The organism is uncultured Photobacterium sp., assembly GCF_947039875.1.
Lineage (GTDB): Bacteria > Pseudomonadota > Gammaproteobacteria > Enterobacterales > Vibrionaceae > Photobacterium.
Genome location: NZ_CAMRAN010000007.1, coordinates 86,487 through 107,206, shown reverse-complemented (window position 1 = coordinate 107,206; position 20,720 = coordinate 86,487). Strand labels below are relative to the sequence as shown.

Annotated in this window: 19 protein-coding genes and 1 pseudogene; 15 read left to right on the top strand and 5 right to left on the bottom strand. The window is 40.4% G+C overall.

All coding sequences use genetic code 11. From position 1 onward, the window contains the following. The 5 genes and pseudogenes from Q0V26_RS04445 to nth form a co-directional block, all read left to right on the top strand. A pseudogene (locus Q0V26_RS04445) lies at positions 1-483 on the top strand (electron transport complex subunit RsxC); the annotation flags it as partial. Between the two features lie 2 nt (positions 484-485). After that, on the top strand, positions 486-1,532 hold the full coding sequence (rsxD, locus tag Q0V26_RS04440; RefSeq protein ID WP_045040334.1) for an electron transport complex subunit RsxD: 1,047 nt from the start codon (positions 486-488) through the stop codon (positions 1,530-1,532). A 14-nt stretch (positions 1,533-1,546) separates the two neighbouring features. Further along, the gene (gene rsxG / locus Q0V26_RS04435; RefSeq protein ID WP_045035841.1) at positions 1,547-2,179 is read left to right on the top strand and encodes an electron transport complex subunit RsxG; all 633 of its coding nucleotides are present in this window, start codon (positions 1,547-1,549) and stop codon (positions 2,177-2,179) included. 2 nt (positions 2,180-2,181) lie between these two features. Continuing rightward, complete coding sequence (locus tag Q0V26_RS04430; protein WP_045035792.1) at positions 2,182-2,886, top strand: electron transport complex subunit E; 705 nt, start codon at positions 2,182-2,184, stop codon at positions 2,884-2,886. A 147-nt stretch (positions 2,887-3,033) separates the two neighbouring features. Then, positions 3,034-3,669, top strand: coding sequence for an endonuclease III (gene nth / locus Q0V26_RS04425; RefSeq protein WP_045035791.1), 636 nt, complete (start codon positions 3,034-3,036; stop codon positions 3,667-3,669). 70 nt (positions 3,670-3,739) lie between these two features. On the opposite strand, the gene Q0V26_RS04420 is transcribed toward nth, so the two are convergent. Beyond that, the gene (locus Q0V26_RS04420) at positions 3,740-4,570 is read right to left on the bottom strand and encodes an OmpA family protein (protein WP_297478443.1); all 831 of its coding nucleotides are present in this window, start codon (positions 4,568-4,570) and stop codon (positions 3,740-3,742) included. Positions 4,571-4,836: 266 nt separating this feature from the next. Between Q0V26_RS04420 and rnt the strand changes: the two genes are divergently transcribed. The 4 genes from rnt (at position 4,837) to Q0V26_RS04400 (ending at position 11,052) form a co-directional block, all read left to right on the top strand. Next, on the top strand, positions 4,837-5,499 hold the full coding sequence (gene rnt, locus Q0V26_RS04415) for a ribonuclease T (protein ID WP_045035789.1): 663 nt from the start codon (positions 4,837-4,839) through the stop codon (positions 5,497-5,499). Positions 5,500-5,758: 259 nt separating this feature from the next. Further along, positions 5,759-7,021 (top strand): outer membrane protein transport protein, encoded by a 1,263-nt coding sequence (locus Q0V26_RS04410; protein ID WP_045035788.1) that lies wholly within the window; start codon positions 5,759-5,761, stop codon positions 7,019-7,021. A gap of 34 nt (positions 7,022-7,055) precedes the next feature. Further along, a complete protein-coding gene (locus tag Q0V26_RS04405) occupies positions 7,056-9,464 on the top strand; it encodes a VolA/Pla-1 family phospholipase (RefSeq protein WP_297478433.1) in 2,409 nt (802 codons plus the stop codon). Between the two features lie 265 nt (positions 9,465-9,729). Continuing rightward, positions 9,730-11,052: a Na+/H+ antiporter family protein gene (locus Q0V26_RS04400; protein ID WP_297478431.1), complete on the top strand. Its 1,323-nt coding sequence runs from the start codon at positions 9,730-9,732 to the stop codon at positions 11,050-11,052. 90 nt (positions 11,053-11,142) lie between these two features. On the opposite strand, the gene Q0V26_RS04395 is transcribed toward Q0V26_RS04400, so the two are convergent. Further along, positions 11,143-11,481 (bottom strand): Grx4 family monothiol glutaredoxin, encoded by a 339-nt coding sequence (locus Q0V26_RS04395; protein WP_297478429.1) that lies wholly within the window; start codon positions 11,479-11,481, stop codon positions 11,143-11,145. Positions 11,482-11,811: 330 nt separating this feature from the next. Here Q0V26_RS04395 and sodB point away from each other — a divergent pair, with 330 nt between their 5' ends. After that, the gene (gene sodB, locus Q0V26_RS04390) at positions 11,812-12,402 is read left to right on the top strand and encodes a superoxide dismutase [Fe] (protein ID WP_080157936.1); all 591 of its coding nucleotides are present in this window, start codon (positions 11,812-11,814) and stop codon (positions 12,400-12,402) included. A gap of 70 nt (positions 12,403-12,472) precedes the next feature. Here the strand turns inward: sodB and asd are convergent, their stop codons facing one another. Then, positions 12,473-13,588, bottom strand: coding sequence for an aspartate-semialdehyde dehydrogenase (gene asd / locus Q0V26_RS04385; protein ID WP_297478441.1), 1,116 nt, complete (start codon positions 13,586-13,588; stop codon positions 12,473-12,475). A gap of 709 nt (positions 13,589-14,297) precedes the next feature. Between asd and nhaC the strand changes: the two genes are divergently transcribed. From nhaC to Q0V26_RS04365, 4 genes are all read left to right on the top strand, one after another. Next, entirely contained in the window at positions 14,298-15,749 is a 1,452-nt protein-coding gene (nhaC, locus tag Q0V26_RS04380; protein ID WP_297478426.1) for a Na+/H+ antiporter NhaC, read from the top strand. Positions 15,750-16,177: 428 nt separating this feature from the next. Beyond that, positions 16,178-16,909, top strand: coding sequence for a nucleoside recognition domain-containing protein (locus tag Q0V26_RS04375; protein ID WP_080157939.1), 732 nt, complete (start codon positions 16,178-16,180; stop codon positions 16,907-16,909). Beyond that, positions 16,909-17,370, top strand: coding sequence for a YjiG family protein (locus Q0V26_RS04370; protein WP_080157940.1), 462 nt, complete (start codon positions 16,909-16,911; stop codon positions 17,368-17,370). Before Q0V26_RS04375 ends, Q0V26_RS04370 begins: the two co-directional genes overlap by 1 nt. An 87-nt stretch (positions 17,371-17,457) precedes the next feature. Beyond that, entirely contained in the window at positions 17,458-18,582 is a 1,125-nt protein-coding gene (locus Q0V26_RS04365; RefSeq protein ID WP_297478424.1) for a M20 family metallopeptidase, read from the top strand. A gap of 143 nt (positions 18,583-18,725) precedes the next feature. Here Q0V26_RS04365 and Q0V26_RS04360 read toward each other — a convergent pair whose 3' ends face one another. Together Q0V26_RS04360 and yejK are read right to left on the bottom strand one after the other, a co-directional pair. Continuing rightward, positions 18,726-19,094: a nitrous oxide-stimulated promoter family protein gene (locus Q0V26_RS04360; protein ID WP_080158162.1), complete on the bottom strand. Its 369-nt coding sequence runs from the start codon at positions 19,092-19,094 to the stop codon at positions 18,726-18,728. A gap of 296 nt (positions 19,095-19,390) precedes the next feature. Next, positions 19,391-20,404, bottom strand: coding sequence for a nucleoid-associated protein YejK (gene yejK, locus Q0V26_RS04355; RefSeq protein WP_297478421.1), 1,014 nt, complete (start codon positions 20,402-20,404; stop codon positions 19,391-19,393). A 76-nt stretch (positions 20,405-20,480) separates the two neighbouring features. Here yejK and Q0V26_RS04350 point away from each other — a divergent pair, with 76 nt between their 5' ends. Beyond that, positions 20,481-20,699: a YejL family protein gene (locus Q0V26_RS04350; protein ID WP_045027757.1), complete on the top strand. Its 219-nt coding sequence runs from the start codon at positions 20,481-20,483 to the stop codon at positions 20,697-20,699. The last annotated feature ends 21 nt before the right edge of the window (positions 20,700-20,720 follow it).

Genomic DNA, 20,720 nt, shown 5'->3' with positions numbered 1-20,720 from the left:
GCAAAAGCCCGTAAAGCGGCGCAACAAGCACCTGTTAACGACGTAACAACAGACACGGCGCCTGTTGCCGAAACAAACACTGACGTTGCAGTCGATCCTAAAAAAGCGGCAGTTGCTGCTGCCGTTGCACGTGCAAAAGCCCGTAAAGCAGCACAACAAGCACCTGTTAACGACATAACAACAGACACGGCACCAGTTGCTGAAACAAACACTGACGCTGCAGTCGATCCTAAAAAAGCCGCTGTCGCTGCCGCCGTTGCGCGTGCAAAAGCCCGTAAAGCCGCTCAGCAAGCACAAGTTAGCATCGAGACTCAAGCTCCCGTTAACGATGCAACAACAAATGCTGAGCCTGTTAGCGAAGTGAACACTGACGTTGTTATCGATCCTAAAAAAGCCGCTGTCGCTGCTGCCATTGCACGAGCGAAAGCCCGTAAAGCAGCACAACAAGCAAATAAAGCACAATCCAACATTGAGGAAGAATAATCGTGGCTTTTAATATTGCCAGCTCACCCCATGCACATAATCGTCGCAGCACAAGTACCATCATGCGTACGGTTATTTTATGTGCAGCTTTTGGTGTTATTGCTCAATGCTACTTTTTTGGGTTGGGAACACTGATCCAAATTGTTTTCGCCTCTTTGTGTGCACTTACATTTGAAGCGATTGTACTTAAATTACGTCAACGTCCATTAGCACCTTATTTACGTGATAATACCGCGCTATTAACTGGGGTATTAATTGGTATTTCTATTCCCCCACTGGCACCGTGGTGGATCACCGTTATTGGCGTATTCTTTGCGATTGTTGTCGCGAAACACCTCTATGGTGGCATGGGTCAAAACCTGTTTAACCCAGCAATGGTTGCTTATGTCGTATTATTGATTTCATTCCCCGTTCAAATGACAACATGGCTACCACCCGCATCATTAAGTGCTAACCCTGTGACCTTTATGGATAGCCTGTCTGCAATATTTACTGGTTACACACCTGATGGTTTCAGTATTCAACAGCTAAAAATGTCTGTTGATGGCTACACCATGGCAACCCCATTAGATACTCTAAAAACATCGTTAAAAACCGGACTGACAATTGCAGAAGCAATGAAAAAACCAGTTTACGGTACACTGGCGGGCATTGGTTGGGAGTGGGTTAACATTGGTTTCTTATTAGGTGGTTTATTACTGCTTAAATTGCGTATTATTCAATGGCACATTCCAGTCGCAATGCTAACGTCATTACTGGTTATTAGTAGTGTTATGCATGTGCTTGATCCAAGTGTTGCCGCTTCACCGCTATTACATATGTTCTCTGGTGCAACCATGCTTGGCGCATTCTTTATTGCCACCGATCCAGTAACTGCCACAACCACCGTAAAAGGTCGACTGATCTTTGGTGCTTTTATTGGCGTAATGATCTACCTCATTCGTACTTGGGGTGGTTTCCCTGACGGGGTCGCCTTTGCAGTGCTACTCGCCAACTTATGTGTGCCAATCATCGATTACTACACTCGTCCACGCACTTATGGACACTAATAATGAGTATGCCCATGTTTAAATCCATGAAAAAAAATGGTCTGATTCTGGCTGTTTTTGCCTTACTGTCGACAGCATTAGTTTCTCTTACTCACTATTTAACGGCTGATCGTATTTTTGAACAACAGCAACAACAGTTACTAAATACACTTAATCAAGTTATTCCTGTCGCAAGCCATGACAACCTACTTTATAAGAGTTGTACGCTAGTTAAAGATCTACGTTATATCGGTACTAAATCACCGATGCCAGCTTATATTGCAACTCAAGCAGGTAAAACAACAGGGATTGCAATTGAAGGGATTGCACCGGATGGATACAGTGGCGCAATCAAATTAATTGTGGGCCTAGATACTAAAGGGGTTATCACTGGCGTTCGTATTTTAGAGCAGCATGAAACTCCAGGACTAGGTGATAAAATTGAAACATCAGTCAGTGATTGGATCTATAGTTTCACAGGTAAGCGAGTCAATGGCGCTAACGATCCTAAATTCCACGTCCGTAAAGATGGTGGTGAATTTGATCAGTTTACTGGCGCAACCATTACTCCACGTGCTGTAGTTAAAGCGGTAAAAAATATCTCGTTGTACTGGCAAAATAATCAACAGCAGATCCTAAGCCAGCCACTAGACTGTCCGAGTGAATAATTATGACCACATCTTATAAAGAGTTGATGAAAAATGGCTTATGGTACAACAACCCAACTGTCGTGCAGTTGTTGGGTTTATGTCCATTACTCGCGGTATCATCAACAGCAACCAATGCACTGGGATTAGGACTTGCGACGACCATGGTTTTGGTAATGTCTAACTTTACTATTTCAGTCATTAGAAAATTAGTCCCGTCAGAAATTCGCATACCTGTTTTTGTAATGATCATTGCATCACTGGTAACCTGCGTTCAGTTATTAATGAATGCCTATGTTTATGGCTTATATAAATCATTAGGTATCTTTATTCCGTTGATCGTAACTAACTGTATTATTATCGGTCGAGCAGAAGCCTTTGCCTCAAAAAATAAGCCATTACCTGCGGTATTAGATGGTTTATGGATGGGTCTAGGTATGACATCTGCGCTATTTTTACTGGGTGCAATGCGTGAAATTTTAAGTAAAGGCTCATTATTTGATGGTGCCAACCGCTTATTAGGTGATTGGGCGTCAGTATTGCATGTTCAAATATTTCATTTTGACAGTAGCTTTTTACTCGCAATGCTACCGCCAGGCGCATTTATTGGCGTTGGTTTCATGATCGCTCTAAAAAATATTATTGATAAATATAAAGAAAAGAAACAATCACCCCAAGAACAACAACAACCGAAAGTGGAACGTGCACGTATTACTGATGTTAAGTAAGACGGTATTTGTGACTTTTCAGTACTAAAACTGGCTTTCGAGCCAGTTTTACTGTTGCTATAAATATTCTCAAATATGCTCATTATCCCTATAGGTGCTCACCCTTAATCATGGTGATATTGGCATTATATTGCATCAGGAAAGACTATGAATAATCAAAAACGGGTTCAAATATTAGAACGATTACAAGCGGAAAACCCACATCCACAAACTGAACTGCATTGGACGACACCGTTTGAGTTGTTAATTTCGGTATTACTGTCAGCGCAAGCAACAGATGTCAGTGTCAATAAGGCTATGGATAAGCTGTACCCTATCGCTAATACACCCCAAGCTATTTTTGATCTTGGGGTTGATGGCGTAAAACAATACATAAAAACCATTGGCTTATTTAATTCTAAAGCTGAAAACGTTATCAAAACTTGTCGTTTATTACTCGATAAACATAACGGTGAAATTCCTGAAGATCGCGAAGCATTGGAAGCCTTACCGGGAGTGGGACGTAAAACAGCAAATGTCGTCCTTAACACAGCATTTGGTTGGCCGACTATTGCGGTTGATACTCATATTTTTCGAGTCTGTAATCGCACCAAGTTCGCTATTGGAAAAAATGTCGAACAAGTAGAACAAAAATTACTAAAAGTAGTCCCTGCCGCATTTAAAGTTGATGTCCACCACTGGCTTATTTTACAAGGCCGTTATACCTGTATTGCACGTAAACCCCGTTGTGGTAGCTGCATTATTGAAGACCTTTGTGAGTATAAAGATAAAGTGGAAATTTAATTGTAATGCTGCGAGTAACAAGAGTGAAAGCAGCCTTTCTAGTACGTTCAACCGGTAATTTACTTGCGCTTTAAACCTCACTACGTCCTAATGAAATCACCACTCGGCGGTTTTGATTACGACCGACAGGAGTGGAATTATCAGCAATCGGTCTTCTTTTTCCATAGGCTTCTACTTGAATTCGATTTTCAGGTAAACCTAACCCTTTAAAATAACTTTCAATTTTTACAGCTCGTTGTTCCGATAAACGTTGTCCCTCTACCGTACCAAGCGCTGAATCACTGTATGCCGCCACCAGCACTAAATCAATATCATCTGAATAACGAACATAATCAGCAATTTGTGACAATCGTTGTTGAGACATATTATCCAGCTCATCACTGTCACTATTATAATGCAGAATCGTAAAGGCAATATCATCAAAGCTAAATGGCATTAAGTTATTCAAACACTGACTAAAGTCTTGATATGACTTATTAAAATTCACCGCAGATAAACCAACTTCTAATTGGCGTTGTTGCTGTACTGGCCACGTTTTATAACTAAAAGTAGGATTACGCCCATCTTCTAACTCTGCTAACATTTGCCATGCAGTATTACCTTCAATGTACCCATCAAATTGTTTGAAAAATTTCAAATTAGTCATCGCATAAGCCGCGTCACCCGGCATCCATAATGGGGGCATCGATGTGAGTTTAACGTTTCGTGTCGCGCCCAATTGACGGTTCATTTTTAATTCAAAGTGAAGATTCATTTTCTTACTCGAACGAGCTGAAAATTGCGCACTACCATAGCCGGGAATATCATGATTTAAACGACATTCTAAGGGAGTATCAACAACCACTTGCCATTGTGATTGGCTTGGTTGCGCCAAATAATTTTTAGCCATGGCGGTTGGCATGGAGAAAAAGACACTGAGGATCAATCCAACTCGCAACCAAGGTATTAATAATTCAATTAAATTCATTTTATAACCAAATTAGAAGAAGATAATACAGCGACAATGACAACGGTGTATGTCTATATCGGCACCCATGACGTAAGCTTTAGCTTTCTTTTATTTATAAAATCATCAATGGATAAAATTATGCACAGAGGTTTAACAGCAATGAAATTAAGCCGTTAATCTGCCATAATATCGGATTCTATTATTTTGACAGCAGTGCTATGAGCCAAGATAACCAATTTAACACCTTAAAAAGTCGCTTTCGCGGCTACTTTCCTGTCGTCATTGACGTTGAAACGGCCGGTTTTGATTCAAAAACAGATGCCTTATTAGAAATTTGTGCTGTCACTTTACAGATGGATGAAGATGGTTGGTTAAAACCTGCAACAACCATTCATTTCCATGTTGCACCTTTTGAAGGCGCGATTTTACATAAAGAAGCCTTAGAATTTAATGGTATTCGCGACCCATTTAGCCCATTACGGGGTGCGGTATCAGAAGAAGTGGCACTAAAAGAAATTTATAAGCAAATCAGAAAAGAACAAAAACACACTGATTGCACTCGTGCGATCATGGTGGCGCATAACGCAACGTTTGATCACAGCTTTGTGATGGCAGCATCAGAGCGTGCGAAACTAAAACGTAATCCATTCCATCCTTTTGCGACCTTTGATACTGCCGCATTAAGTGGTTTAGCGTATGGACAAACAGTACTGGCTAAAGCATGCCAAACTGCAGAAATTCCCTTTGATAACCGTGAAGCACACTCAGCGCTATACGATACCGAGCGTACCGCTGAATTGTTTTGTAAAATAGTCAATAAGTGGAAACAATTAGGTGGGTGGCCGCTATGCACTCCCACAGAAGAGCCATCAGCAGAATAATTTATCCTTCTCCTGCTCTTTATTAAGCCCATCTTAGTATGGGTTTTTTTATACTTCCCCGATATCTCATTTATATCTTATCGATACCTCACCATTAGCGATTCCCCGTCCTCTCATTAAAAATAACCGTCCAATCCAACAATTAATTCGTATAATTTAACAAATATACAACATTGCTCTTATACTTGATCTGTAATGCGTTTTGTTTTTCCTCATGGATGAATAAAAAATGAAATAATAACCGTTGAGAGGCAGAATAATGTCCGTAAATATACGTTATATTTCCCTTGTTCTTTGTAGCTGTCTTACCGCCACTTCCGCCTTTGGTGCGGGGTTTCAAGTATCAGAACAATCAGCATCAGGTTTAGGCCGAGCCTTTGCCGGAGAAGCCGCCATAGCCGATAATCCAGCGGTTATTTCTCGAAATCCAGCCGCAATGACGTACTTTGAAACAATGGCGGTTTCAGTCGTCGGCAGTATTGTTGCACCAGATATTGATATTACCGCCCATGACGCTCCCAATGGTGTTCAAACCGCTAAAAATGTTGCACCAATGGCTTTCGTACCTGCTAGTTACTTTGTGATGCCCATCAATGATCGTCTCTCTTGGGGAGTGGCATTATTTTCAGGTTATGGCGTAACCACCGATTATCCCGCAGATTTTTATGAAGGTACATCGGCCGGAAAAACCTCATTAGTTGCCATTAACTTAAACCCTAGTGTCGCTTATAAAGTCACCGAGCAATTAAGCCTTGGCGTAGGAATCAATGCCGTTTATGCCTCTGCTGAACTCTACCGTCACTATGGTCAGAATGCGTTGCCTTTTTACCCTGCAATTAAGCCCAGTGATAAAACAATCAACATGGAAGGTGATACTTGGAGTTGGGGCTGGAATATCGGTGCATTTTATGAGGTAGACGACAATAATCGTTTTGGCATTGCTTATCGTTCTAAAGTCGATCTCGATTTTAAAGGTGATTTTACTGACTATTCAGGCCTCGTACTTGGCAGTAGCAATCGCGGTAACACCATCAAAGGCAAACTGCCTATTGTACTTCCTGCTACCGCTGAGTTTTCTGGCTTTCATCAACTTACACATCAAATAGCCGTCCACTACAGCCTATTTTGGACCCAATGGAGCAGTTTTAAAGAGCTACGTGCTACCAATTCACAATGTAATTTTGGCGGCCAAATGCCTGGGGTGTGTTTATTAAAAGATGAAGATTACAAAGATGCATTCCGGTGGGCGATTGGCACGACTTATACGCTAAATTCCAACGTGACGTTACGGGCTGGATTTGCCTATGACGAACAAGGTGGCAAGGCCACACTCAGTATTCCTGATACCGATCGTTTTTGGTATTCAGCAGGCGCAACCTATCACTATAACGATCAATTGAGTATCGATGTGGGTTTTAGCTACGTCTATGGCAAAGAGAATGATTTTATTGAAAATAACGATCGTTTTACAGCCAGCAGCGTTGCTTATATTGGTGCAGCACAACTTAACTATGCCTTTTAGCCCCAATGGATAACAACATTTAATAAGGGAATATATGAATAAGTATATTTTAACGATACTGGTAACAAGTTTAGGCTTAACAGGTTGTGGTGGTGACAGTAAGACCGAAGGTGCACCCACCCTTGATCCCAATATTACCGAGAGTGTAAACGCCGCCACTAAAATTAATTTTGATTTAATCAGCGATCCACAAAATCCTATTCTCGTTCAACCGACGTATTTATTAATGGATAGTCGTGATGGTACCTTAAATACCGAAGCCGCAGCCGTCGATCCAAATAATAGTAGTGATCCATTAGTCGCCATGGGACAAACGGATGGTTGGAGTACGAGTCAACCGCTACAATTGCAATTCGTCGGTGTGGATCTTGATACAACAACCTTAAATAACAGTTTTTATTTAATTGAATCTACTAATCCAACCAATGATGCCGACACAACAACGCCAATAAAACTCACTCAAGCTAATGGTGACTTTGCACTCTCTGCATCAGGTACCACTTTAACGGTAGTGCTATTAAAACCATTAAAACCAGCCCATAATTATATGTTTGCTGTCACCAATGATCTGCAAGACAGTAATGGTGACAAGGTTGGTATGAGCAATACTTATGCAGTATTAAAAGCGCAAGCAACCGCTCCAACCCCAGCCTTAATTCCCGCTCAAACAATCACGCACAAAACAGAAGCCGAGTTTGAAAAAATAGGCGTCAATAAAGACAGCATTATTTTCTCCAGTTGGTTTACCACCGCCGCTGTTGGCGATGTATTGTTTAGTGTTAAAGCAGCCACAGCACTGGCACTGCAACAAGGGGCGAATGCGGTATGGAAAGGCAGCGCTGTTGCCGACAGCGTGACAACCTCTGATTTACGTAACCTATTTAGCTTCTCTAACCTCACTGACTCAAAAACACAGACCCCAGCTGGAAAAGGGGAAATTTACACTGGTACCGTTGCATTACCCTATTTTTTAAATAATAGTGCCGCCAACTTTGCCACCACACCTTGGCAGAGCGGTATGCCAAGCATCGCCATTATCAGCTCAGTACTCGCCACCGGAAGTGATATTGATAAAGCCACAATTATTGCGCAATTGGCAACACTTAATATCACCCCAGCAGATATTGCAGCAGCCGCAGATCCTCAAGTTCAAAATAAACTCTTGGTCGCATTAGCGGGTTCAACCTTAACCTTAGCAAATGGTAAGCAACTTGATCCTCAACGCCTAATCACCCGCTTTAGCCCATTACCTAAATTACAATCAGTACAATATATTGATTACACCTTAATTTTACCTACAGCCGCCAAGTGTGACGATATAGGAAAAAACAGTACCAATATTTATTTACATGGCATTACCAGCCACAGAGGCACTGTAATCGCACTTGCTGACAATATTATTAATGATCATTGTCAGGCTATTTTTGCGATTGACCATCCTCTACATGGAAGCCGCACTATTGATGGTGTACCCGGCAGTGCCAGTGATGGTCATCCTGAATATTATTTAAACTTATCCGCTCTTACTGTCGCCCGTGATAATTTACGCCAAAGCACTACGGATATTATTAATTTACGAGCAACCATTGGCAAAATCTTAACAACAATTGCTGAAGGTGATAGCACTACCATCAATAATTTGGGGCATTTAAAAACCTTAAATCCAACCCAAGGCGTCACTTTTATTGGTCACTCTTTAGGTGCAATTACCGGGATTAGTGTCGCCAATATTGCTAATCATAGCCTTGGATCACCACTAATAGATGCCGCTTACTTTGATATTCATACCCTCGCATTAGCCAATCCTGGCGGCGAAATTCCTTATCTACTGCTTAATTCAGGTAGCTTTGGTGATTTTGTTAAAGGTAACTTAATGCTCAGTAGTAATGCTGAATTTAAAGCGTTTTGTGACCAACAATCATTAACGGCTGCGGCGTGTTTTAATGCTTATCAAACACTGTTAATCTCGCAAGGCGATCCCACATCACTCGCCACATTAGCCGCTATTTATACCACCTTTAACCGCTTTGCTTATGCCGCTCAAACTGTATTAGATACCATAGATCCCACCAATCATGCGCCACTGGTCAGCTCAAATACGGTATTATATTTAGCACAAGTAAAAGATGATGCGACGATTCCTAATATGACACCACCAAGGGCAACCGTTGAGGGAACGGATATCTTGCAGCCATATTCTCCTTTTACGGGCACGACCCCTTTAATTGCCGGACTTAACCTCACAGTAACCGATCAATCCATTACCGATCAGCTAATTCAAGCTGCGGTATTATTTAATCAGGGTGGTCATTCGTCATTACTCGATCCAACCCTAAGCCCTGCAGTTACACAAGAAATACAACAGGAGATAGCGTCATTTGTAAATACAATGGGTAAAAACATCACCATTAACGATAAAAGTGTAATTACGGCAGTACCTTAACTTTTTATTTGGTAAACTAACCATAATAAAAGCGGGTTAAATACTCGCTTTTTTTTATCATATAAAACAATATGATATTTTAATATGACCGTTGTTAGATATAAATATCAGCATAAAATTAGTGCTCGACAAATGCTGAAAATCAAGCACACTGTGAGATATGAGATCAAAGTCTCATATATAACAATTACATCGCGTGTTGCAGTGATTATCACTGACAAACAAACGAAGTAATAATGCAAACAATGGATGGAACTCACGTTTTATGAACCCTGTAATTATCGCCGTATGCATCATGCTGGTACTCGCATTAATGCGTGTCAATGTCGTGGTTGCACTTACATTTAGTGCCATTATTGGTGGCCTCATCGGAGGGTTATCCCTTACCGATGCTATTTCTGCCTTTGAAGGTGGTTTAGGCGGAGGAGCAACAACGGCCCTAAGCTATGCCATGCTAGGTGCTTTTGCCGTCGCTATTTCGCGATCAGGCATTACCGATGTCCTTGCTCAAAAAGTCATTAAACGCATTAGCGGCCATGAAAATATCGCGGCGGCAACAGGTGTAAAATATAGCGTTCTCATCATTTTAGTGTTACTTGCCATTTCTTCTCAGAACGTTATTCCAGTCCATATCGCCTTTATTCCGATTGTTATTCCACCGCTATTACATGTATTTGCCAAACTAAAACTTGATCGCCGTTTAATTGCTTGTGTGTTAACGTTTGGTCTAGTAACACCTTATATGGTACTTCCTATTGGTTTCGGTGGTATTTTCCTCAATAATATTCTGTTAAAAAATTTACATGATAACGGGTTAGATGTTGTAGCAAGCCAAGTGCCCATTGCTATGATATTGCCCGCTTGTGGCATGTTGTTTGGTTTATTAACCGCTATTTTTGTAAGCTACCGTAAACCACGCGAATACTCAGTAGAGAAAATTCTTGCCAGTGAACCAGAGAAAAAAACTATTGATATGCGTCATGTTTATGTTGCCGTTGGTGCTATTTTTGCCGCATTAGGCGCACAACTTTACAGTGGCTCAATGATTGTTGGTGGTTTAGTTGGCTTTATGGTGTTTACCTTTACTGGCGTCATCAAATGGAAAGAAACCCACGATGTGTTCACTAAAGGTGTCCATATGATGGCAATGATCGGTTTTATTATGATTGCAGCGGCAGGTTTTGCGGCAGTAATGAAAGCGACTGGTGGCGTTGAAACCTTAGTTAACTCTCTTGAAGCAGTTATCGGCAACAACAAACCTCTAGCTGCATTATTAATGCTTGTGGTGGGTTTATTGGTCACAATGGGGATTGGCTCTTCATTTTCCACCATTCCAATTTTAGCGACAATTTATGTTCCATTGTGTTTATCTTTTGGTTTCTCACCAATGGCAACAATTGCTATCGTAGGTACCGCTGCAGCGCTGGGTGATGCAGGCTCTCCAGCTTCTGATTCAACCTTAGGTCCAACATCGGGTTTGAATGCCGATGGACAGCATGACCATATTTGGGACTCAGTAGTACCGACATTTATTCACTACAACTTGCCATTGATTGCCTTTGGTTGGATAGCATCAATGATACTATAGTGATCCAATACTAAGTATTAAATACAAAAAAACCGCCACAATAGCTGGCGGTTTTTTTTCAGTGCGAAACAACACACTTAACAAACTAACTTATTCAGCAGATTGTGCATCACGACGTGCAGCAGACTCTTTAATTAGTGTTTGTAATTCACCTTTTTGGAACATTTCCAAAATGATGTCACAACCTCCGATTAGCTCACCGTCAATCCATAATTGTGGGAATGTTGGCCACTGTGCGTAAACAGGTAGTTCAGCACGAATATCAGGGTTTTGAAGAATATCTACAAACGCAAATTTTTCACCACAGTTCATTAACGCTTGTGATGCTTGTGATGAGAAGCCACAGCTTGGTAATTTTGGAGAGCCTTTCATGTACAACAAAATAGCGTTATCGGCGATTTGTTGCTTAATTTTATCGATAGTTTCCATAGCTTCCTCGTACAAATTTAATAATCATTTATTATAAACCCTACCATTCTACTTGGTTATCGTCACCAATAAAAATACTTTCAAATTATGTTTCGGTTCTCTTTTCAATAATAAAGCGTAATCTTAGTTATATTGATATCTATTAAGTGGTTATTGACCTTTCCAATAACGAGGTATAGGGTATTTTTTTAAGCATAATGCTTTTAATAAACTAAAAACTTGCTAAAATAAAACGGTCAGATTCAAACAATAAGTAGGCGCCAACGTCTACTAGAAGTAATGTCGTGGGCATTAAGCCCAATAACTAAAATTAAAATGGAGAATTGAGCAATGGCATTTGAACTACCCGCTCTACCGTACGCTATCAACGCTCTTGAGCCACATATCTCTCAAGAAACGCTAGAATACCACTACGGTAAACACCACAACACTTACGTTGTTAAGCTAAACGGTCTTGTAGAAGGCACTGACCTTGCTGAAAAATCTCTTGAAGAAATCGTACAGACTTCTACTGGTGGTGTTTTCAACAATGCAGCTCAAGTATGGAACCATACATTCTACTGGCATTGCCTAAGTCCAAATGGCGGCGGCGAGCCAACTGGCGAATTAGCAGATGCAATTGTTAAAGCATTTGGTTCTTTCGCAGAATTCAAAGCTAAATTCACAGATTCAGCAATCAACAACTTTGGTTCAGGCTGGACATGGTTAGTTAAAACTGAAGATGGCGCATTAGAAATCGTTAACACGTCAAACGCAGGTTGCCCTATTGCAGAAGAAGGTCTAAAAATGACACCACTTCTAACTGTTGATGTTTGGGAACATGCTTACTACATCGATTACCGTAATCTACGTCCAAGCTACATGGATGCATTCTGGGCATTGGTTAACTGGGATTTCGCTGCTAAAAATCTAGCTGCTTAATTTACAGTAATGCAAAAACTAAAAACCCGCCTATTTAAAGCGGGTTTTTTATTTTAATCTGTTATAACAACTAAGCTTTAGCAGCTAACAAAATACGTAACGTACGTCGTAATGGCTCAGCAGCGCCCCAAAGCAACTGATCACCAACAGTAAATGCATTCAAATAATCGTCACCCATTGCTAACTTACGCAAACGACCCACAGGCACCGACAATGTTCCTGTCACTTTTGCAGGGCTCAATTCTTGCACCGTAATATCACGTTCATTCGGAATCACTTTGACCCAATCATTATGGGATGCAATGATAGCTTCCACTTCATCAAGCGGTACATTTTTCTTAAGTTTTAATGTTAATGCTTGGCTATGACAACGCATTGCGCCAATACGCACACACGTACCATCAATCGGAATCGGGCTATCTTGAAGACCTAAAATTTTATTGGTCTCAACCGATGCTTTCCACTCTTCTTTGCTTTGACCATTATCACGCTTAACATCAATCCATGGAATCAATGAACCCGCTAATGGCGCACCAAATTGTTGAGCCGGGAAATCTGCCGCACGTAAGGTTTGCGCCACTTTACGATCAATATCTAAAATTGATGATGCTGGATTAGCTAACTCACTGGCAACAGAATCGTTAACCACACCCATTTGGCTAATTAACTCGCGCATATTCTTAGCCCCTGCACCTGATGCTGCTTGATAAGTTTGAGAGGTCATCCACTCAACCAAACCAGCTTTATATAAGCCACCAACAGCCATTAGCATCAAACTAACCGTACAATTACCGCCAACATACGTATTAATACCACTATGAATACCTTGTTGAATCTGATCAAAGTTAACCGGATCTAATGTAATGATTGAATCAGGTTGCATCCGTAATGTTGATGCTGCATCAATCCAATAGCCTTTCCAACCTGCTTGACGTAATGCTGGGTACACTTTCTCTGTATAACTACCACCTTGGCAGGTAATAACTACATCAAGTCGCTTTAACGCTTCAAGATCAAACGCATCTTGTAATACACCAGCATCTTTTCCAAAATTAGGTGCCGCTAAACCCACTTGTGATGTGGTAAAAAAGACCGGTTCAATAACAGCAAAGTCACCTTCCTCGACCATGCGCTGCATTAATACAGAGCCAACCATGCCACGCCAACCCACTAAACCTACTGTCATCATTTGCAACTACACTCCCTGTTGTATTGAAATTTCTTTATCCATCTATAGAGATTTACAAGATTAAAAACAAGCATAATTTTCAATTATAAATAAAATATATCTGTGTTTAAGATAACCATATTTTACGATCGCACCATCATTTGAGTTTCTTATTAGTCACATTAGCTTTTATTATCAGCAATAAAAAATCAAAAAAACGCATAAAAACCAACCGTAATTAAGCAAAAAACAATCTTTTATGTATATTTAAAGAGCTTAGACCTAACTTATGCAATCAACTTAATAAAAAGTGAATGTAGTCATATCTTTGAAAAAAATACCTTTCCCTGATAATCTCCACTGCTGTGATTAAGTAGCTAGATAGTTCATAACTCTTATAGTTAATAGCTTTTTATACTTTATCTATCGCTTTTTGTGCGATTTTTATAGATACACTACGACTTTATAATAAACATAAAACACAACATAAGAACCATCAATTAACACTAAAAGAACAACTAAAGTCAGTGTTTTACGAAAGATCAGTACCAAAAAGACTTAGATCACAGAAAGAAACATTATTTATCACGATGATAAATCAATTTGATAAAGTAGCGCCGATTCAAGCGCCGTCTTTTTCAATCCGATTTAAAAACCAATGATAAATAGTATTGATTGGTTGGGTTGGACCCAATTTCAACAAGCTCGATAAAACAAGGTTAGAAGTATGGAAAAACAGACAATCGTGAAACTACCGTCAGTAATGCAAGTCATTATTGCCCTCGGTATTTTCCTTGCCCTTGCATTCTCTTTTACCTCAAAATTGAATTTGCCAATCCAACTAGCATTATATATTGGTTGGTTTGTGATTATTGCATTAGGTATTAAACTCGGACACGATTACAAATCGCTAGAAAAAGCAGCCACTAAGGGCATAGCTAACGGTTTAGGTGCAGTGTTAATATTACTAGCCGTTGGCTCATTAGTAGGTACTTGGATTGCTGGTGGTATTGTACCGACCATTATCTATTACGGACTTGAAGCGATTCACCCTTCCATTTTCTTGCTCGCTACAATGATCATCTGTTCATTGACGGCATTAGCAACAGGTACATCTTGGGGCGCAGCAGGTACCGCTGGTATTGCAATGATGGGTATTGGTCAAGGTTTAGGTATTCCTGCACCAATGACTGCAGGCGCCGTACTTTCTGGCTGCTATTTTGGTGATAAAATGTCACCACTATCAGATTCAGTGATTCTTGCTTCTTCAATGTCTAACGTTGAGATCATGGAGCACATCAAAGGCATGTTGCCAATTGCACTTATCAGCTATGTTATTACAGGCATTCTATTTACTGCTGTAGGTTTCCACTACGCTGGCAGTGTTGATATGTCACAAGTTGATTCTGTGATTGCAGCGATGGATAAACAATTTGTTATTTCACCATTATCCTTTATTCCTGTCATTATCGTGTTGGTGCTGTTAGCGTTCCGTTTACCATCTTTCCCTGTTATTTCATTTGGTTCAGTGCTAGGTATTGCATGGGCTGTTATGGTTCAGGACATGGATCCTCTTAAAGCGATTAATGCAGCTTGGGCGCCATTCTCTATCAGTTCTGGGGTTGAATTTATTGATGCAATCCTAAACCGTGGTGGCATGTCATCCATGCTTGGTTCTGTGGCTGTTATTATCTTTGGTTTAGGTTTTGGTGGCTTACTTGATAAAGTTGGCGTACTACAAACTATTGCTCGCTTATTTGAACGTAAAGTAAATTCAGCTGGCAGCCTTGCAGTATCAACTATTGCAACAGCTTTCTTAGGTAACGTCTTTGGTTCTGCAATGTATGTATCATTAATTCTAACACCAAAGATTTGTGCCAAGAATTATGACCGCTTAGGTTACCAACGTAAGAACCTATCACGTAATGCTGAATTTGGTGGCACACTCACCTCAGGCATGGTGCCTTGGAGCGATAATGGTATCTACATGGCGAGTATTTTAGGTGTTGCTACCTTCTCTTACGCACCATTCATGTGGCTAAGTTTTGTATGTATTATAGTGACGATTGTAACGTCTTACATGGGCTGGTTTGTGGATCGTTGTCCACCAGCAAGTGCAGAGCAATTAGCTGAAGATGACGAAGATGAATTAATGACAGTGAAGCGTTTAACGTCATAAGCTGCATTGCATCATCACAATAACATTAACGCACCTCTTTTATAGGTGCGTTTTTTTTATTAAAACAAAGGTAGAAAACCACACTTCTCAGCAATAAATCATCGCACAACCAATTGATACCTAAAAGGTATTTATTTAAAGCCCCCTTCTATTCCGTATTCCTCCCAGTCGCAACACTCCCCGTTATTGACCCAACAGTCAGCACCTTTATAGAGCCAGTTCACAAATATAAGAACCACATTTCATCAAACTTACTTTTCAATCCAACACCTTGACCCTCGTCAATATTTCAAATTCATTTTTAATGAAAATACCGTTATTACCGAATTAACCACTAAATACAACATTTGAAAACGTAGCCATAAACATAATTATCGGTGTTTATTTGGTAAACCATTTTTTATTTTACGTTTTATAAGGATATATCTATGAGTAACAACGCAATAGAAGGTCGTAAAGTTACCATTGGCAGTTATATTGCCCTCGCTTTTGCCGTCATTTTCTTTTCAGGAGCATTACAATCTAATCAATGGTATGGCGTATTTGACTTCACAACCTTAAATGGCTCATTTGGTAATGTGGTTTATTCAGTTAACGATACTGCAGAAGGCGTGGAAGCGGCTTCAACATCATTTAGAGGTAAAGGTGGTAGCGGTGCGCGTGATGGCTTTATTTTTGCGTTAACGTTAATTCCAACAGTGATGTTTGCTTTAGGTATGATCAATGTACTTGAGCATTACGGTGCGCTCGATGCTGCTCGTAAATTATTAACCCCTCTACTACGTCCATTAATGGGTATTCCGGGTAACTCAGGTTTGGCTTTAATTGCCTCACTACAAAGTACTGATGCTGGCGCAGCGATGACTCGTCAATTACAGGATGAGGGCCACTTAACCAAACGAGAAACAGATATTTTTACCATGTTCCAGTTTTCTGCTGGTGCCGCGATTGTTAACTTCTTCTCATCAGGGGCAGTGCTATTTACCTTAACCACAGCATCAGGTGAACCCGCTGTTACTTCTTCTATCGGCCTTGCGGTTGCGATTATGTTTATCTTCAAATTTGTGGGTGCGAATATTTTCCGTATCTACTTAAACATCACTGAAGGCAAAGACAACAAAGATACTAAACCAACAACAGTAAGCACGGAGAACGCATAATGACGACTGCAAAAAAACCTATGGTTACTGATATTTTTGTTGAAGGCGCTAAAAAAGGCTGGGTAATTGCAACCACTTCAACAGTGCCTAACGTATTAATGGCGTTCGTGATCATCAAAGCACTACAAATCACCGGCGCACTAGAAGTAATGGGGACATTATTCTCACCTATCATGGCTATTTTTGGTCTTCCTGGTGAAGCTGCCGCGGTATTGATTGGCGCATGGATGTCAATGGGCGGCGCAGTAGGTGTGGTTATTACCTTATTTGACCAAGGTATTTTAAATGGCGAGCACATTGCCATTCTTGCTCCTGCTATTTATTTGATGGGCTCACAGGTGCAATACATGGGCCGAATTATGGGACCAATTCGTACCGAAGGTCGCTATATTCCAATCATGATTGCCATTTCGGTATTAAATGCCTTTGCTGCCATGTTTGTGATGAACGTATTAGTGTAGTTGCTGGGCGCACTGAAGCCATTTCATCTTTAGTGCGTTTTCTCTCTTTTATTACCGGTAAGCTATTAATGGCTCGGAGCCTTTACTATGTCTTTTTCTCTGAATAATTATCTCGAAGAGCTACGCCCTCTTATTAATATTGATTGCGGTACATTAACCGTTGATGGTATCGATGTTGTTGCAACCATCATGGCGCAAAAATACCTTGATTTAGGTTGGCATGTTAAACGCATTGATTGTGGTATTGCTGGTACTGGCTTAGAAGTACGTAATAAGCCTGATGCTGATCATATTGATGTGATGCTAATTGGCCATATGGATACTGTATTCCCTATCGGTACAGCAGCAGCTCGCCCAATGACCGACGATGATGAGCGCGCTTATGGCCCTGGTGTCTCTGACATGAAATCTGGCTTATTAAGTGTGGTTTATGCCTTACGTGATCTCGATCCTACTACACTTGATGCATTATCAATTTGTGTGTGCATGAACCCAGACGAAGAAATTGGTTCACTATACTCAGAAGCATGGCTCAAGAGCGTTGCGATTAACGCTAAGCATGTTTTAGTTGCAGAAGCTGCACGTGCTGATGGCTCATTGGTTAAAGCGCGTAAAGGCATGGCGCGTTACCGTTTAAGTTTCCACGGTAAAGCAGCGCATGCAGGTAATGAGCCTCAAAATGGTCGCAGTGCAATCACCGAAATGGCACATTGGATTCTAGCCATTAACACCATGACCAATTTTGAGTCAGGCACAACCTTAAACGCTGGCGTTGTCAGTGGTGGTGCTGGCGCTAATATCGTACCTGATTTCGCACAAGTGGTGGTTGATGTGCGTTTCTGGGATAACGATGAGTATGCGGCGGTTGATGCTCAAATTCGTACACTAACAGAAACACCGTTTGTTGATGGGGTTACGATTACCGTTGAGCGAGAAGCCCACAAGCCATCAATGGTGCCAAGCCCACAAACTGAAGTGTTAATGGCGCAAGTGGAAGCGGTCGGTAAAGAGCTAGGCATTGATATTACGTGGCAAGCAGTTGGTGGTGGTTCAGATGCTAACCTAACCGCAGTCTTAGGTATTCCAACCTTAGATGGTTTAGGTCCAATTGGTGCGGGTTTCCACAGTGCAGATGAATGGTTAGATTTGGCTTCAATTGAGCCACGTATTCGCTTATTGCAGCAAGTACTTGTGAAAATTGCGCAACAATAACCTATAAAAAAACATTAAAAAAGGCTGCATTTCTGCAGCCTTTTTTCTTTGTAAATAATCCACATTGGCATGATTTACAAAGAGGTACAATCTTTTCAGTTGTTAGGTTAAATCAATATCGGTTCAACAAAATCAATATGGATTTAACTCGTTTTTGCGATAATATCGGCTTTTGCGGCTGACATTTGGACACTACGTAAATTGTCTAACTTAAAGTGTATAGCCCGAAATGGGTGACGCCAAAAATAATGTGGATAACTCCAACGTAAAACGTGGATCATCTGAAGACGCTTGGCAGATTGATAGCAATGCCCAATACAATGCATACAACTTGGCTTTTCTTCGCCAAGACGACAACCTGTTACTCTCTCCTCAACATACTCGATAAGACTTTCACATTCAGAGCACATTACTGCTCCACGGTGCAACGTTTTACAATATAGGCGAATCATCGCTTTCACTGTATTCAGTTCACGCTGCGAACGAACTGAATGATTGTTAATAACTATCATAGTTATGCCATTATCCATCCATCCACTGCAGTGCCAATGATAAAAATCAAATTTATGCAAAAATCAGAACCTAATGGGCAAAAATCATAACCAAAATTAGACCAATGGTTATTTATTAAACTTTAATACATTGTTCGAATAAATTGCGAACAATGTACAAATATAAAAAAACATCATCGATGTTCAAGATTGACGCTTTAAATAGCAAAAAACCACTGTGATATATGCAAAGATTAGTGAGTGCATACTTCACAGTGGCTTTATTTATTACTAATAGTGCTGCATAACAGTCGTTATTAATTATCGCTATTTAAACGACGTAATAACTGATCTTTCAAATTAGGCGGCGTGCCTTTGATGGTTAATGTATCAGTTTCAGCATCATAAAAAATACGTTCACCTAATAACATACTGTCAAAGTTAAGCGTCATACCACCGCCTGAGCCAACAAATTTGGTCAATTTACGCATTGCAGTACGATCGGCAGGGAAACTTTCTTCTAACTCGTAACCTTGCTTTGAAGTAAAATCGTAAAAATTAGTACCATCATCTGCCGCAGGTAACTCACCGGATAGCTCTTTTACGGTCACTTCATCACCCGCTTGCAGCTGACCATTACAGTAATCATAAACTTGTTTACGATATTGCTGCTTTTCTTCTTTATCTAGACGAGAATCCGCACAAAAATCCTCTACCGCTTGCATCAAGACTTGGTTTTGAACCTTAACGTCTAAGCCCACTTCTGCTTGCATAAAATCAAGGAAGAAATCAGCGATCTTACGCCCTACGCGACCTTTAGCAAAAGTAAGATAGCGGGTTGATTCTGGGTTAGTTTCCCATGATGACAAATCAATACGTGCAACGATATCCATCTTATTAATATCAAGATAGTCAGTCGCACTGATGCCTAATTGATCAGTGACTTTCATGCTATGACACGTCGGTAACATACCAATAAACAAATAGTCTGTTGCCAATGACTGGTATTCAGCCATCACTAAAGTACCCGCTTCAGAAAACGGATATTTCGCTAATTCAACCTGTAAACGTTGCACTGACTGATTTGAAAACGTCAGGAAATCTAACTCTCCTTGACGAAATTGTTTCAACCAATGAGCAAACTCACTATCAGCAGCAAAATGCGCGAAGCCTTTTGTTCCTTTGCTACTATAAATTCGATGTAATTCAACAACAAGATCTTCTGTCGCAGAATCATTATCAAGGGTTTGATTTCTAAGATGAATTTCTAAATCATCTTGGTCGTTTTTTACTAATTGATGTAGAATGACGTTCGAAAGTGTAAGACTCATAATGGAAAAGGTTTTCAGGAAAACTGAACTCTAGGTTATCATAAGTCGTTATCCTAAACATTAAACAAGATTTCTTATGCCAATCACTTCAAAATACAGCACTAAAAAAGTTGAACAAATCATTGATGACGTGTTCGATGTTCTAGACAAACATAAAACATCACCAGAATTAGCCCTAATGGTTGTTGGTGATATTGCTACTAATATTATCAATGCTAACGTACCTGTTGCACAACGTGAAGTTCTTGCACAAAAATTTGCAAAAGCACTACAGGCCTCAATTAAAAAAGATTAAGTTTAGCTTGAGAGTTAAACA